This is a genomic window from Flavobacterium frigidum, assembly GCF_048286795.2.
Map to the genome: position 1 here is coordinate 131,436 of NZ_JBLVPT020000006.1, position 12,829 is coordinate 144,264.

Sequence of the window (12,829 nt, forward strand, 5' to 3'; positions counted from 1 at the left end):
TATCGTAAAGACCGAACTGAACGAAGTTAAAATCCACAAATTCTAAAATGTCCGAACAAAATCAATATACCGAAGACAACATTCGGTCACTCGACTGGAAAGAACACATTCGCATGCGTCCCGGAATGTACATCGGAAAACTGGGAGATGGTTCTTCAGCAGATGATGGTATTTATATTTTGGTCAAAGAGGTTCTCGATAACTGTATCGATGAATTTGCAATGGGCGCCGGAAAAACTATTGAGGTGACAATTAAGGACAAAACGGTTACTGTTCGGGATTATGGACGTGGAATTCCGCTAGGAAAAGTGGTTGACGTAGTGTCAAAAATGAATACTGGAGGAAAATATGATTCAAAAGCTTTCCAGAAATCAGTTGGTCTAAACGGAGTAGGTACTAAAGCGGTCAATGCGCTATCTAATTATTTCCGAGTAGAGTCTGTTCGAGATGAAAAACAAAAAGCAGCCGAGTTCTCCGCAGGAAATTTGGTTCTCGAAGAAGACATTATAGACACTACCAAACGAAAAGGGACTAAGGTTATTTTTACTCCTGATGAAACCATTTTCAAGAATTACAAATTCCGTATGGAATATGTAGTGAAGATGATTCAAAATTATTGTTATCTAAACAATGGTTTAACCATCATTTTTAATGGCGAAAAATATTTTTCTGAAAACGGTCTTAAAGATTTACTAGAAGCTACTATAAATGTTGAGGATTTAGAATATCCTATCATTCATCTCAAAGAAGGTGATATTGAAATCGCCCTAACGCATAGCAAAACGCAATATTCCGAAGAATATCACTCCTTTGTTAACGGACAAAATACCACTCAAGGAGGAACGCACCTAGCGGCTTACAGAGAAGCGATTGTAAAAACCATTCGGGAGTTTTATAATAAAAGTTTTGAAGCATCGGATGTTCGAAAATCAATTGTAACGGCCGTTAGCATTAAAGTAATGGAACCAGTTTTTGAGTCGCAGACTAAAACCAAATTAGGTTCGACAGATATGGGTTCTGAACCTGGAATGCCTTCGGTACGTACTTTTGTTAATGATTTTGTGAAAACGAAATTAGATAATTACTTGCACAAGAATCCTCCAACGGCAGAGGCGCTGTTGCGAAAAATTCTTCAAGCTGAAAGAGAACGTAAAGAGCTTTCTGGTATTCGAAAATTAGCAACTGATCGCGCTAAAAAAGCGAATTTACACAACAAGAAATTAAGAGATTGCCGAGCGCATCTTCCAGACACTAAAAATCCTAGGAATTTAGAAAGTACGCTTTTTATCACAGAGGGAGATTCGGCTTCTGGATCTATTACCAAATCGCGCGATGTAAATACACAAGCGGTTTTTAGTTTGCGTGGTAAGCCTTTGAATTCGTATGGAATGAGCAAGAAAATTGTGTATGAAAATGAAGAATTCAACTTATTACAAGCCGCTTTAGATATAGAAGACGGATTGGAAAAATTACGTTACAACAACATTGTAATTGCAACCGATGCCGATGTCGATGGAATGCACATTCGACTGTTATTGATTACGTTTTTTCTTCAGTTTTTTCCTGAATTGATAAAAGAAGGACATTTATATATTTTGCAAACACCACTTTTCAGAGTACGTAACAAGAAAGAAACCATTTATTGCTATTCGGATGAAGAGCGTAAAGACGCAATAGAAAAATTAAAACCAAAACCTGAAATTACCCGATTCAAGGGATTAGGGGAAATATCTCCAGATGAGTTTAAGAATTTTATTGGAGAAACTATTCGTTTGGATCCAATTATGATGGACAAAAACACTTCGATTGAGCAATTATTGTCTTTCTATATGGGTAAAAATACGCCAGACAGACAAGAGTTTATCATTAAGAATTTGAAGGTGGAGTTGGATGTAATTGAGAAAGTTTAAATAATTATAAGATGCCTACAAAAAAAACACTACTACTTATCGCTTTACTATTTGTGATTAGTTTTTCAACTACCTTTTTTATTATGAGGAGTAATGATCACAAAGAATGTGGTGTAGTTATAAAGAAAGAGATGGATAAAAATGGAATTGAGGTTACAAAGGAAGAGCATGTTTGTAAAGAAAAATATTCTTTTTAGCATTTTTAGCGCAAAATTTGAGATGATTACTATTCAATAGAAAATATGTAATGAAAGACGAAGAAAATGCTGTTTCAAATAATTCTCAAAATAAAATTTTATTTTCTCAAGTAGTCGCGTTATTGCAAAATGCTCGTCAACAGGTTTTGCGTACCGTAAATTCAACAATGGTGTATACCTATTTTGAAATAGGAAGAATGATTGTCGTAGAAGAGCAAAGCGGAAAAGAACGAGCTCAATACGGAAAACAATTACTAAAAGGACTTTCGGAGCAGTTGACAATTGAGTTTGGAAAAGGGTTTTCTGTGGCAAATTTAGAGAATATAAGAAAGTTTTATTTAGCTTACTCAATTTCCGAGACAGTGTCTAGGATTTTGCAAATTCATAATTCAGAGACAATGTTTAGGGATTTTGAGAATTCAAATTCCTCAACACAGTCTATGAATTCTAAAAATGAAATTATGCAATCGCTGATTTCGATTTTTAAATTGACATGGTCTCATTATTCATTCTTAATGCGAATTGACGATGACAAAGAAAGACGTTTTTACGAAATAGAATCTGAGAAATACAACTGGAGTGTTCGGGAATTAAAACGACAATATGATTCAGCTCTTTATACACGATTGGCTTTAAGTCGAGATGTTGCAGGAGTTTTGAAACTGTCGGAACAAGGACAGATTATTGAGAAACCAAAAGACCTTATTAAAGACCCTTATATTTTAGAATTTTTAGGTTTACCAGAATTACATCAGTATTCGGAATCGGAATTAGAGGAGGAAATTATCAATAAACTTGAACATTTTTTACTAGAATTAGGTCACGGATTTACTTTTGTCGCAAGACAAAACAGAATTACTTTTGACGATAAACATTTTCGAATCGATTTAGTTTTTTACAACAGAATTCTTAGATGTTTTGTGCTGATTGACTTAAAAATAGGAGAATTGAAACACCAAGATTTAGGACAAATGCAAATGTATGTCAATTATTACGACAGAGAAATGCGTTTGGAAGACGAAAATAAAACAATAGGAATTGTTCTTTGCCAAAACAAAAGTGATTTGGTTGTAGAATACACTTTACCAGAAAATAACGAGCAAATTTTTGCCAGTAAATACAAAACAATTCTGCCAAGCAGAGAGGATTTAATACAATTAATTTCGGAATCAATATAATGAAAGACGAAGAAGACGAGAACATAGTACCAGAAGGTCAAGACGATCAGAATACAAGCGCTGAGGAGGGTTTTGACGATGTAATTTCCTCTGGAAGCCAACATTTTTACGATAATCAAGAAGACGGAAACGATACTATTACCAAAGTTACAGGAATGTATAAAGACTGGTTTCTGGATTATGCTTCGTATGTAATTTTGGAGCGCGCCGTTCCGGCGATTGAAGACGGTTTTAAACCGGTGCAACGTCGTATCATGCACTCTTTGAAAGAATTAGATGATGGTCGTTATAATAAAGTGGCCAATGTAGTTGGGCACACCATGCAGTATCATCCTCACGGAGACCAGAGTATTGGTGATGCCATGGTGCAAATTGGTCAAAAAGAATTGCTGATAGACTGTCAAGGAAACTGGGGTAATATCCTAACAGGAGATGGTGCTGCAGCTTCTCGTTACATTGAAGCGCGTTTGTCTAAATTTGCTTTGGAAGTTATTTACAGTCCAAAAATTACCGATTGGGGCGTTTCGTATGATGGACGAAGAGCGGAACCGAACAATCTTCCGGTGAAGTTTCCGTTGCTTTTAGCACAAGGAGCTGAAGGTATTGCGGTAGGTCTTTCGACAAAAGTGTTGCCTCATAATTTCAATGAATTAATCGATTCTTCAATCAAAATATTAAAGGGAAAACCTTTTACACTGTATCCGGATTTTATGACACAAGGTATTGCTGATGTGTCGAATTACAATGATGGATTGCGTGGCGGACGTATTCGCGTACGTGCCAAAATTGGTCAACTCGATAAAAACACGTTGGTGATTACCCAAATTCCGTTTTCTACAAATACGACAACTTTGATTGATAGTATTTTGAAAGCGAATGAAAAAGGTAAAATCAAAATCAAGAAAATTGAAGATAATACTGCGGCTGAGGTAGAGATATTAATTCACCTTTTTCCAGGTGTGTCTCCAGATAAGACTATCGATGCCTTGTTTGCTTTTACGGCTTGTGAAACTTCGGTAGCGCCATTAGGTTGTGTAATTGAAGATAATAAACCGTTGTTTATTGGGGTTTCTGAAATGTTGAAAATATCTACGAACAGAACCGTTGAATTGTTAAAAAGTGAACTCGAAATTCAATTGAGTGAACTAGAGGAACAATGGCATTTTCTTTCTTTGGAACGTATTTTTATAGAAAATAAAATCTATCGGGACATCGAAGAAATGACGACTAAAGAAACAGTAATTAAAGCCGTTGATGATGGTTTAAAACCACATACAAAACACTTAAAACGTGCCGTTACCGAAGAAGATATTCTGCGTTTGTTGGATATTCGAATTATGCGTATTTCCAAATTTGATAGCAATAAAGCACAAGATAAAATAGAATCGCTGGAAGGTGATATCGAGCAAGTAAAACACAATCTAGAACATCTGATTGATTTTGCGATTGCCTATTTTACCAAATTAAAAGAGAAGTACGGAAAAGGACGCGAACGACAAACAGAGCTGCGAATTTTTGATGATATTGAAGCTACGAAAGTGGTTTTAAGAAACACTAAATTATACGTCAATAAAGAGGAAGGTTTCGTGGGAACCAGCTTGAAAAAAGACGAATACGTTACGGATTGTTCTGATATTGATGATGTAATTGTTTTTCTTCGTGATGGAAAAATGATGATTACCAAAGTCGATGCGAAAACCTTTGTGGGTAAAGATATTATTCACATTGCTATTTTTGACAAAAGTGATAAGCGCACTATTTACAACATGATTTATCGTGACGGCAAATCAGGGCCTTCATATATAAAAAGATTCAATGTTTCAGGAGTTACCAGAGACAAAGCATACGATTTAACCAATGAAACTGCAGGTTCTCAAGTCGTATATTTTTCGTGTAATCCAAATGGTGAAGCAGAAGTAATTACTATTTTACTGCGCCAAGTAGGAACTGTTAAAAAACTAAAATTCGATATTGATTTTGCTAGTTTAGCTATAAAAGGACGTGCTTCTAAGGGGAATTTAGTAACCAAATATCCCATCAAAAAAATAGAATTAAAGGAGAAGGGGATTTCTACTTTATTACCACGAAAAGTTTGGTTTGACGAGACTGTTCAACGATTAAACGTAGATGGGCGAGGCGAATTACTTGGAGAATTTAGACCAAGCGACAAAATTTTAATTATTTCGCAAACTGGAAAATTGAAAGCAATTACACCCGAATTATCGACACATTTTGACGAAGATATGGTGATTTTAGAAAAATGGATTCCTAAAAAACCAATTTCAGCCATTTATTATGATGGCGAAAAAGAGCGGTATTATATCAAACGTTTTTTGGTGGAAACCGAAAATAAAGAGGAGAGTTTTATCACAGAACATCCAAATTCTCAATTAGAAATCGTTTCCACAGATTACCGTCCTGTCGCAGAACTGATTTTCCCAAAAATAAAAGGATTTCAAAAAGAGACCATAACGGTAGATATAGAATCGTTTATTGCGGTAAAAGGATTCAAAGCTATGGGAAATCAATTGACAACCGATAAGTTGAAACAAGTAAACTTACTAGAGCCTTTGCCTTATGATATTCCTGTAGAAGTTATTCCAGAAGATTTAGAGGTGAGAGGAGAGACAAATGCAGATGATTCATCGATTCAGTTAGACGATGATGGTCAAATAACCTTAACGTTAGAATAAAAAAAAGCTTCCAAATTTGGAAGCTTTTTTTATGAATTTTAAAGTTGATTACTTTACTTTTTTATTTTTTGTCATTTTCATATTCAGCACTTCTACTAGTAAGGAGAAGCTAATAGCAAAATACAAATAACCTTTTGGAACAGGTGTTACGTGGCTTCCAAAGATTAAAGCATTCGATAAATGAGCGCTTTCTGTAAGCAACATCATACCTATTAATATCAAAAAAGATAAACCCAGAATTTGAATAGAAGGATGTTTGTTGACGAAATTCCCAACCGGTACAGCAAACTGCATCATGATTAATACCGAAATAACTACAGCAGTGATCATAATATAAAGAGCTCCTTCAACTCCATTTGTCATTCCAACGGCTGTCAAAATACTATCGAAAGAAAAAACCAAATCAATCAAGATAATTTGAAAAATTACATTTTGAAACGATTTTGTTGCCGCTTTTCCTAATTCTTTTTCTTCGTGTCCTTTCTCATCTACTTTTTCCCGAATCTCATTGGTGCTCTTATAAATTAAGAACAATCCACCACTTAATAAAATGAGACTTTGTCCAGTTATTCCAGCAGAAAACCAACTCAAATCAATATGAAACCAAGGCTCTTTCATTTGTATCAATAAATTAATACCAAACAAAAGCGCTATTCTCATAAACATAGCTAGGAACATTCCTATTTTCGTTGCTCTTTTTCGTTGCTCTACAGGTAATTTTCCTGTTGCAATTGATATGAAAATGATGTTGTCTATTCCCAGTACGATTTCAAGAAATGTCAATGTTAAAAGGGCTATCCAAGCATCAGGATTTAAAAATACTTCCATGTTAGAGCGTTATAGGTGATACAATTTAATCGGTTATTTTGGTAACGGTGCCTCTTTGTTTTGCATCAGAGCCAACCATTCCAAACTCAAAGGTATAGGAATTTTTTGTAGTTGTCAAGATTTTCATTCCAATAGCTTTTTCTTCCGCCCTATTTTTTGGGTGTAATTTAAGCAAAACATATTCACAATCATTTACCCATCGTATGGATGCAGTATCTGTCTTTCCTTCAAAAGTTTCAATTTCGATGCTGTCGTTGCGCTCAAAAAGAGTAGTTTTCTTGACACCTTCGACCTCGTAATCAAACTTGAATTTTCCGGTTTTAAAGTCCTTACAGTTGCGTTCTGCATCGTAACACGATAGTAAGAGCAGTAGTGCGGGAAGTAAAATTATTTTTTTCATTTTTTTTGGAGCTATTTCCTGCTATTCGTTGCAATCTTTTCATCGGCTAAAAAGCCTCAAAAAAGGATTTCCACTGCTATCAGGGCTAATTTATATTTGGTATTGAAATTGCTTTTTTATACAGTCAAGTTATTGTTTATTTGTTTTTAGGATTAAACTATTTTAATATCATATTTGTCTAAAAGACCAATAATTCCTGCTGTCGAAAACTTCGCTTTTTTCATCGGATTAAATTCCGGATCAATTTTATAATTGTAAGCTGATGTAAAATCAACTCCTGCCAATTGCGTTTCATTAAAAATTGCGTTATTAAATTACATTCTTGAAACACTGAATTCGTAAGATTAGCACCGCTAAAAGTAACCTCTTTCAAAGAACAGGAATTGAACTTTGTTTTCTGTATTTTTTTATTCGCAAACGAAGCGAAATCTAAAACACATTGTTTAAAATGTACTGCGAACAAGAAATCAGTACACGTATTGAAATGGATGCCAAGTAATTTACAGTTTTTGAAACTAACGGTTTTTAGGCTAGTTCCCGTTAAATCAGTCATAGATAAATTGCAATCGATAAACTCGCAATCCATAAAAGTATTGTTCGAAAAATTACTGCTCGAGAAATCGCAATTCTTAAATATACAATCTTCAAATTCGCGATTGTTAATTCTTTTTCCAACCCAGATGACTTTATCAAATGTTTTTTGAATGTGAATGAGATCTTCCATCAGTCGTTAAATAAACTTTTCATAATAAATTTTAAACCGGCATACATTAAATACATGGCAGCACCACAAGCAAGAATACCAATTGCCAAAACGAGGTAATGCCAGTTGTTTTCTTTATTCATAAAGGCATTATAAATTACCGCTGGACCCAAGAATAATAGGGGTAAAGCACCTGCAAGATATTTTATTCCTTTTGATAATAGTTCTTTATTCGTGGCCATTTATTTATGTTTGTATTGATAATAAAGTGAGAAAATAAAATTCATAACTGTTTGAAAAATCATTAAATATAAGAATAAAAAAATGGTTTTTAGTCCTAAAAGATCCGTTTTAAAAAAGTAAAAAATAGAATGAAAAATCAAAAAGAAATATACTGTTATTAAAAAAATATTTAACATGGAAAAGATCTTGATGTACTTCCATTTTCGTAAAAAATAGAGTGTAATGATCCATAGAATGGGTAGCAATGCCAGTCCAAAATAAAAAAGGAATACCATTATTTAGACTGGTAAAAATCAACAGCTTTCCTTACGCTGCCGTATTTTTGTAACAGTTCACTAGCTTCATCATAAGACACTTGAATTTCTTCCATTATCATTTTTACCCCACGATCTACCAGTTTGCTGTTGCTGAGTTGCATGTCGACCATTTTGTTGCCTTTTACTTTTCCTAGTTGAATCATCGTGGCAGTGCTAATCATGTTGAGGATTAGTTTTTGTGCCGTTCCTGCTTTCATGCGGGAACTACCAGTTACAAATTCTGGTCCTACAATTACCTCGACAGGAAATTTTGAAGTTTTAGAAAGCGGACTTCCAGCATTACAAGAAATGCTTCCCGTAGTAATGTTATTTTCGTTACAAGCTTGCAAGCCACCAATAACATAAGGCGTGGTTCCTGAGGCTGCAATGCCAATAACTACGTCATTTTCATTTATATTGAAAGCTTTCAAGTCAATCCAGGCTTGTGTGGTGTTGTCCTCTGCATTTTCTACTGCTTTGCGAATAGCAGTATCGCCACCGGCAATAATTCCGATTACTAAATCAAAAGGAACGCCAAACGTAGGCGGACATTCTGAAGCATCGAGTATTCCTATACGTCCTGATGTTCCGGCACCTATGTAGAATAATCGACCACCTAGTTTCATTTTAGCAACGATTTCAGGCACTAAAATTTCTATTTGTGGCAACGCTTTTTCTACAGCAAGCGGAACGGTTTTGTCTTCCTGATTGATATTAGACAACAATTCTTGAACCGACATTTTTTCTAAATGTTCGTATTTTGAAGATTGTTCGGTGGTTTTTGTGAAGGTCATTAATTGAAAATCAAGGTTAAAAAATTAATTAAAATTAGTTAGATTCATGATAAACGTCTTTCGCTATTTTTTCGGTAAACTGTCTAAGAACTCTGCTGATAGGTTTGTCTCCCGAAATATAATAAGAAACAACTTTGTTGCTATTCATATCAATTATTGTTGCTTTAAACTCTTTATAGTTATATTTAAATACATCATGATAATATTTATATTGAATTCTTATTTCATAGACGGATTTTATATCTTTAATTGTCAAGATCTCTTTAATTTCTTCATTGTTATATTTGAAATTAAATGCGTCTTTGTTTTGAATCGCTTTACTTGCGTTTGAATTTGAAACAATATTAAAACCTTTTTGTTGTAATAAATAATTTAATTCAGCTAACGTTTTAGTATCTGCATCCGTTGTAAAACTTGTGATGCTAAAAGTTGATTCTTTTTCAAATTTGAACCCTGGTATTGTCCTCATTTTTACGTAAGCACAAGAAGTAAATGAGAAAATAGAAATAATGATTACTTTTGGCAGATTTAAATTTTTCATTTTTTATATATAATACGCCAATGCAATTCCTATCACAATCATAGAAACTTTGGCAATATTGAACTTATGTCCTTCGCTGCTTTCGAAAATAATGGTTGATGAAATGTGAAATAATATTCCTATTACGATGGCAGTGATTTCAGTATAATACACCTTTAATATTGGCAAATAATCAGATAAAAAAGTTCCCAACGGAGTCATTACGGCAAAGGTGGTCATAAAGAAAAAAATAGCTTTTTTATCGAGACTAGCATTGATAAAAAAAGTAGTCAAAATAATAGCAATAGGCAAATGATGGATGGCTATTCCTATGGCTAAATCCTTATGATGGCTTACAGGAAATCCTTCTAGAAACGCATGAATACAGAGGCTAAAAAAAAGTAACCATGGAATTTGCATCATTTTTTCGTGTCCGTGTACATGTCCGTGTTCTGCTCCTTTGGAAAAAAATTCCAAGATAATTTGAAACAAAATTCCCAACATGATAAAGAGCCCAATGTGTGAATTTTTACTTTCGTAAATTTCAGGTAATAAATGCATAACCGTTAAGGAAAGCAGGAAAGAGCCACTAAAAGCCAATAGCAATTTGAGGTTACTTTTATTCTTTGGTCTTATAATCAATGCGGCTATATAACCTATGATTACAGAAAGTAATGGTAAAAGGTAATTCATTATTATTTAAAAATCATGATTAGGCGTTCGCTCGCGGTTTTATGGAATTTTTTCAGTTTATAATCGCCAAAAATGTCTAATAGATAAATTCCAGCTTCCTCCATTAACTCCTCAAAATCTTTTAGGGTCAGGGCTTTTACTTTTTCGGTAAAATGAAATTTTTGTTCTTTGTCTTCAAAATCAATTTCTTTGTAAATATGACCGTCTTTCAAATAACGTTTAATATGAAAGTCGATGCCTTCAACTGTTTTGGTCTCCTCGGGAACTAATGTTTCGAGCACTTGGGCAACATTCATAAAATCGATAACTGCAAATCCATATTCAGATAAGCTTTCTTTTATAGATTTTAGCGTAGTAAGATTGTCTTCATCGTTTTCAAAATAACCAAAGCTGGTAAATAAATTAAAAATAGCATCGAACTTTTCTTCAAATGGTTCTCGCATATCATGCACTTTGAAGTGAAGGCTATCATTTGTGTTTTTAGCAGCTTCAAGAATGCTGTTCTCTGATAAATCTGCTCCTAGTACCGTAAAACCCAATTGATTTAAGTAAATAGAATGACGGCCTTTGCCACAAGCTAGATCCAGCACGTTTGCCTTTTCTGGAAGATTGAGATAATGGGTAAGGTTATCCATGAAAACCTGAGCTTCTCTGTAATTTCTATCTTTGTAAAGGATGTGATAATACGGGCTGTCAAACCAAGAGGTATACCAGTTTTCTGTTGATTTCAATTGATTTTCAATAGGAGGATTTTGCGCTGCAGACATTTATTCTTTTTCAATTAATTCGATTCAGGCAAATTTAGTGTATTTTTGCAACGAATACTTGATTTTACAATGGAAAATAATTATAAAATGGTTGCCAAAACCTTTTTTGGTTTTGAAGAAATATTAGCAAAAGAATTGCAAATGCTGGGCGCTCAAAACGTGGAGCAAGGAGTAAGAATGGTTAGTTTTAAGGGTGACAAAGGGTTTATGTACAAAGCAAATTTGTCGTTACGTACCGCATTGAAAATTTTAAAACCGATTTACTTTTTTAAAGCCAATAACGAACAGGCTTTGTATAAAGGGATTTCTAGTGTGAATTGGTCAAAATTGATTGGAGCCAATCAAACATTTGTAATAGACACTACTGTTCATTCAGAATATTTTAATCACTCTGAATTTGTATCTCAAAAATGTAAAGATGCTATCGTAGATCAGTTCAGAGAACGAACTGGGCAACGTCCGAGTATCGATAAAGTGCATCCAGATTTAAGAATTAACGTCCATATTGATAAAGACCAAGTATCGGTAGCTTTGGATACTTCCGGAAATGCCTTGAACCAACGTGGGTATAGAACGGCTACTAATATTGCTCCTATAAACGAAGTATTGGCTGCCGGAATTTTATTGCTTTCGGGTTGGGATGGCCAAACAGATTTCTTAGATCCAATGTGTGGTTCGGGAACATTCTTAGCCGAAGCAGCCATGATTGCCTGCAATATCCCAGCAAATATTAACCGTAAAGAATTTGCGTTCGAAAAATGGAATGATTGGGACAATGATTTGTTCGATGCAATTTCAGATAGTTTATTGAAGCGTGTTCGAGAATTTCATTACACCATAAAAGGCTACGATAAAGCACCTAGTGCGGTTCAGAAAGCCAAGGACAACATCAAAAATGCTAATTTGGACGAGTATATTTCTATCGAAGAACAAAACTTCTTTGATACCGAAAAAACTTCAGAAGGGAAGTTACATGTCGTTTTCAATCCGCCGTATGATGAGCGATTGGACATTCATATGGAAGAATTCTACAAAAATATTGGGGATACTTTAAAGAAAAATTATCCTGGTACTAATGCCTGGATGATTACAGCCAATCTAGAAGCATTGAAATATGTGGGATTAAAACCTTCGAGAAAAATCAAACTTTTTAATGCTGGTTTAGAAGCTCGTTTGGTAAAATATGAAATGTACGAAGGAAGCAAGAGAACAAAGTTTCAGGTAGTAACTGATAGTGTTGAATAGGCATTATTCAAATTTTTACTTTCGACCTTTTGACTTTACAACTTTAAGACTAAAAAAATGACCAAACTACAAATACGAGCTTTTCTTTACCAATTGGGATGCTTTGCCATATTGTTTATCTCTGTTCGCTACATCGTAGCGCATTATACTAATTTAACCAGTTTCTGGATTCCATTGACCGCCTTTATCATTGGGACTATTATAGCTCCTAAATTCCAAGCTGTAAAAACCAAAGACGGAGAAAAATTATTTATGAAATGGATTTTCATGAAAGGAATTAAGGAAATAGGATAATATATGTTTATTCTAACAACAAAAAAATCGCAGAGAGTATTATTTCTTTGCGATTTTTTTTGTTCATA

Annotated in this window: 14 protein-coding genes and 1 pseudogene; 6 read left to right on the forward strand and 9 right to left on the reverse strand. The window is 34.2% G+C overall.

Going from position 1 to position 12,829, the window contains the following annotated elements; genetic code table 11:
• Nucleotides 1-47: 47 nt before the first annotated feature.
• Genes ACNQGB_RS08785 through ACNQGB_RS08800 form a run of 4 tightly spaced genes read left to right on the forward strand, consistent with a single transcriptional unit; the run spans nucleotide 48 to nucleotide 5,978 of the window.
• Nucleotides 48-1,910: a DNA topoisomerase IV subunit B gene (locus ACNQGB_RS08785; protein ID WP_417943425.1), complete on the forward strand. Its 1,863-nt coding sequence runs from the start codon at nucleotides 48-50 to the stop codon at nucleotides 1,908-1,910.
• An 11-nt stretch (nucleotides 1,911-1,921) separates the two neighbouring features.
• Nucleotides 1,922-2,107, forward strand: coding sequence for a hypothetical protein (locus ACNQGB_RS08790; RefSeq protein ID WP_417943424.1), 186 nt, complete (start codon nucleotides 1,922-1,924; stop codon nucleotides 2,105-2,107).
• A 50-nt stretch (nucleotides 2,108-2,157) separates the two neighbouring features.
• Nucleotides 2,158-3,285, forward strand: coding sequence for a PDDEXK nuclease domain-containing protein (locus ACNQGB_RS08795; RefSeq protein ID WP_417943423.1), 1,128 nt, complete (start codon nucleotides 2,158-2,160; stop codon nucleotides 3,283-3,285).
• Nucleotides 3,285-5,978: a DNA gyrase/topoisomerase IV subunit A gene (locus ACNQGB_RS08800; protein WP_417943422.1), complete on the forward strand. Its 2,694-nt coding sequence runs from the start codon at nucleotides 3,285-3,287 to the stop codon at nucleotides 5,976-5,978. The genes ACNQGB_RS08795 and ACNQGB_RS08800 overlap by 1 nt, the downstream gene beginning before the upstream one ends.
• A 48-nt stretch (nucleotides 5,979-6,026) precedes the next feature.
• Here ACNQGB_RS08800 and ACNQGB_RS08805 read toward each other — a convergent pair whose 3' ends face one another.
• The 9 genes and pseudogenes from ACNQGB_RS08805 to ACNQGB_RS08845 all read right to left on the reverse strand — a co-directional run bounded on the left by ACNQGB_RS08805 (nucleotide 6,027) and on the right by ACNQGB_RS08845 (nucleotide 11,222).
• A complete protein-coding gene (locus ACNQGB_RS08805; protein WP_417943421.1) occupies nucleotides 6,027-6,806 on the reverse strand; it encodes a TerC family protein in 780 nt (259 codons plus the stop codon).
• 25 nt (nucleotides 6,807-6,831) lie between these two features.
• Nucleotides 6,832-7,206, reverse strand: coding sequence for a DNA topoisomerase IV (locus ACNQGB_RS08810; protein ID WP_309756784.1), 375 nt, complete (start codon nucleotides 7,204-7,206; stop codon nucleotides 6,832-6,834).
• A gap of 152 nt (nucleotides 7,207-7,358) precedes the next feature.
• Entirely contained in the window at nucleotides 7,359-7,490 is a 132-nt protein-coding gene (locus ACNQGB_RS08815; RefSeq protein WP_417943474.1) for a hypothetical protein, read from the reverse strand.
• A 62-nt stretch (nucleotides 7,491-7,552) separates the two neighbouring features.
• Nucleotides 7,553-7,930: pseudogene (locus tag ACNQGB_RS08820) on the reverse strand (pentapeptide repeat-containing protein); the annotation flags it as partial.
• Entirely contained in the window at nucleotides 7,930-8,151 is a 222-nt protein-coding gene (locus ACNQGB_RS08825) for a DUF6095 family protein (RefSeq protein WP_309756781.1), read from the reverse strand. The gene ACNQGB_RS08825 and the pseudogene ACNQGB_RS08820, both read right to left, overlap by 1 nt.
• Nucleotides 8,152-8,426: 275 nt before the next feature.
• Nucleotides 8,427-9,242 carry an N-acetylmuramic acid 6-phosphate etherase gene (murQ, locus tag ACNQGB_RS08830; protein ID WP_417943420.1) on the reverse strand — a complete coding sequence of 272 codons (816 nt, stop codon included), beginning with the start codon at nucleotides 9,240-9,242 and terminating at the stop codon, nucleotides 8,427-8,429.
• Between the two features lie 34 nt (nucleotides 9,243-9,276).
• Complete coding sequence (locus ACNQGB_RS08835) at nucleotides 9,277-9,783, reverse strand: hypothetical protein (RefSeq protein WP_417943419.1); 507 nt, start codon at nucleotides 9,781-9,783, stop codon at nucleotides 9,277-9,279.
• 3 nt (nucleotides 9,784-9,786) lie between these two features.
• A complete protein-coding gene (locus tag ACNQGB_RS08840; RefSeq protein ID WP_417943418.1) occupies nucleotides 9,787-10,455 on the reverse strand; it encodes a ZIP family metal transporter in 669 nt (222 codons plus the stop codon).
• A 2-nt stretch (nucleotides 10,456-10,457) separates the two neighbouring features.
• The gene (locus tag ACNQGB_RS08845) at nucleotides 10,458-11,222 is read right to left on the reverse strand and encodes a class I SAM-dependent DNA methyltransferase (protein ID WP_417943417.1); all 765 of its coding nucleotides are present in this window, start codon (nucleotides 11,220-11,222) and stop codon (nucleotides 10,458-10,460) included.
• 69 nt (nucleotides 11,223-11,291) lie between these two features.
• Here ACNQGB_RS08845 and ACNQGB_RS08850 point away from each other — a divergent pair, with 69 nt between their 5' ends.
• Together ACNQGB_RS08850 and ACNQGB_RS08855 are read left to right on the forward strand one after the other, a co-directional pair.
• Nucleotides 11,292-12,467, forward strand: a complete 1,176-nt coding sequence (locus ACNQGB_RS08850) for a THUMP domain-containing class I SAM-dependent RNA methyltransferase (RefSeq protein WP_417943416.1) — start codon at nucleotides 11,292-11,294, stop codon at nucleotides 12,465-12,467.
• A gap of 57 nt (nucleotides 12,468-12,524) precedes the next feature.
• The gene (locus ACNQGB_RS08855; protein WP_309757211.1) at nucleotides 12,525-12,761 is read left to right on the forward strand and encodes a hypothetical protein; all 237 of its coding nucleotides are present in this window, start codon (nucleotides 12,525-12,527) and stop codon (nucleotides 12,759-12,761) included.
• Nucleotides 12,762-12,829: the final 68 nt, after the last annotated feature.

What these genes read in the sequence shown, in the direction of transcription:
- ACNQGB_RS08790 (WP_417943424.1), top strand. Translation starts at nt 1,922, where the DNA reads ATGCCTACAAAAAAAACACTACTACTTATCGCTTTACTATTTGTGATT.
- ACNQGB_RS08785 (WP_417943425.1), top strand. Translation starts at nt 48, where the DNA reads ATGTCCGAACAAAATCAATATACCGAAGACAACATTCGGTCACTCGAC.
- ACNQGB_RS08810 (WP_309756784.1), bottom strand. Translation starts at nt 7,206, where the DNA reads ATGAAAAAAATAATTTTACTTCCCGCACTACTGCTCTTACTATCGTGT.
- ACNQGB_RS08835 (WP_417943419.1), bottom strand. Translation starts at nt 9,783, where the DNA reads ATGAAAAATTTAAATCTGCCAAAAGTAATCATTATTTCTATTTTCTCA.
- ACNQGB_RS08850 (WP_417943416.1), top strand. Translation starts at nt 11,292, where the DNA reads ATGGAAAATAATTATAAAATGGTTGCCAAAACCTTTTTTGGTTTTGAA.
- ACNQGB_RS08855 (WP_309757211.1), top strand. Translation starts at nt 12,525, where the DNA reads ATGACCAAACTACAAATACGAGCTTTTCTTTACCAATTGGGATGCTTT.
- ACNQGB_RS08800 (WP_417943422.1), top strand. Translation starts at nt 3,285, where the DNA reads ATGAAAGACGAAGAAGACGAGAACATAGTACCAGAAGGTCAAGACGAT.
- ACNQGB_RS08795 (WP_417943423.1), top strand. Translation starts at nt 2,158, where the DNA reads ATGAAAGACGAAGAAAATGCTGTTTCAAATAATTCTCAAAATAAAATT.
- ACNQGB_RS08840 (WP_417943418.1), bottom strand. Translation starts at nt 10,455, where the DNA reads ATGAATTACCTTTTACCATTACTTTCTGTAATCATAGGTTATATAGCC.
- ACNQGB_RS08805 (WP_417943421.1), bottom strand. Translation starts at nt 6,806, where the DNA reads ATGGAAGTATTTTTAAATCCTGATGCTTGGATAGCCCTTTTAACATTG.
- murQ (WP_417943420.1), bottom strand. Translation starts at nt 9,242, where the DNA reads ATGACCTTCACAAAAACCACCGAACAATCTTCAAAATACGAACATTTA.
- ACNQGB_RS08845 (WP_417943417.1), bottom strand. Translation starts at nt 11,222, where the DNA reads ATGTCTGCAGCGCAAAATCCTCCTATTGAAAATCAATTGAAATCAACA.
- ACNQGB_RS08825 (WP_309756781.1), bottom strand. Translation starts at nt 8,151, where the DNA reads ATGGCCACGAATAAAGAACTATTATCAAAAGGAATAAAATATCTTGCA.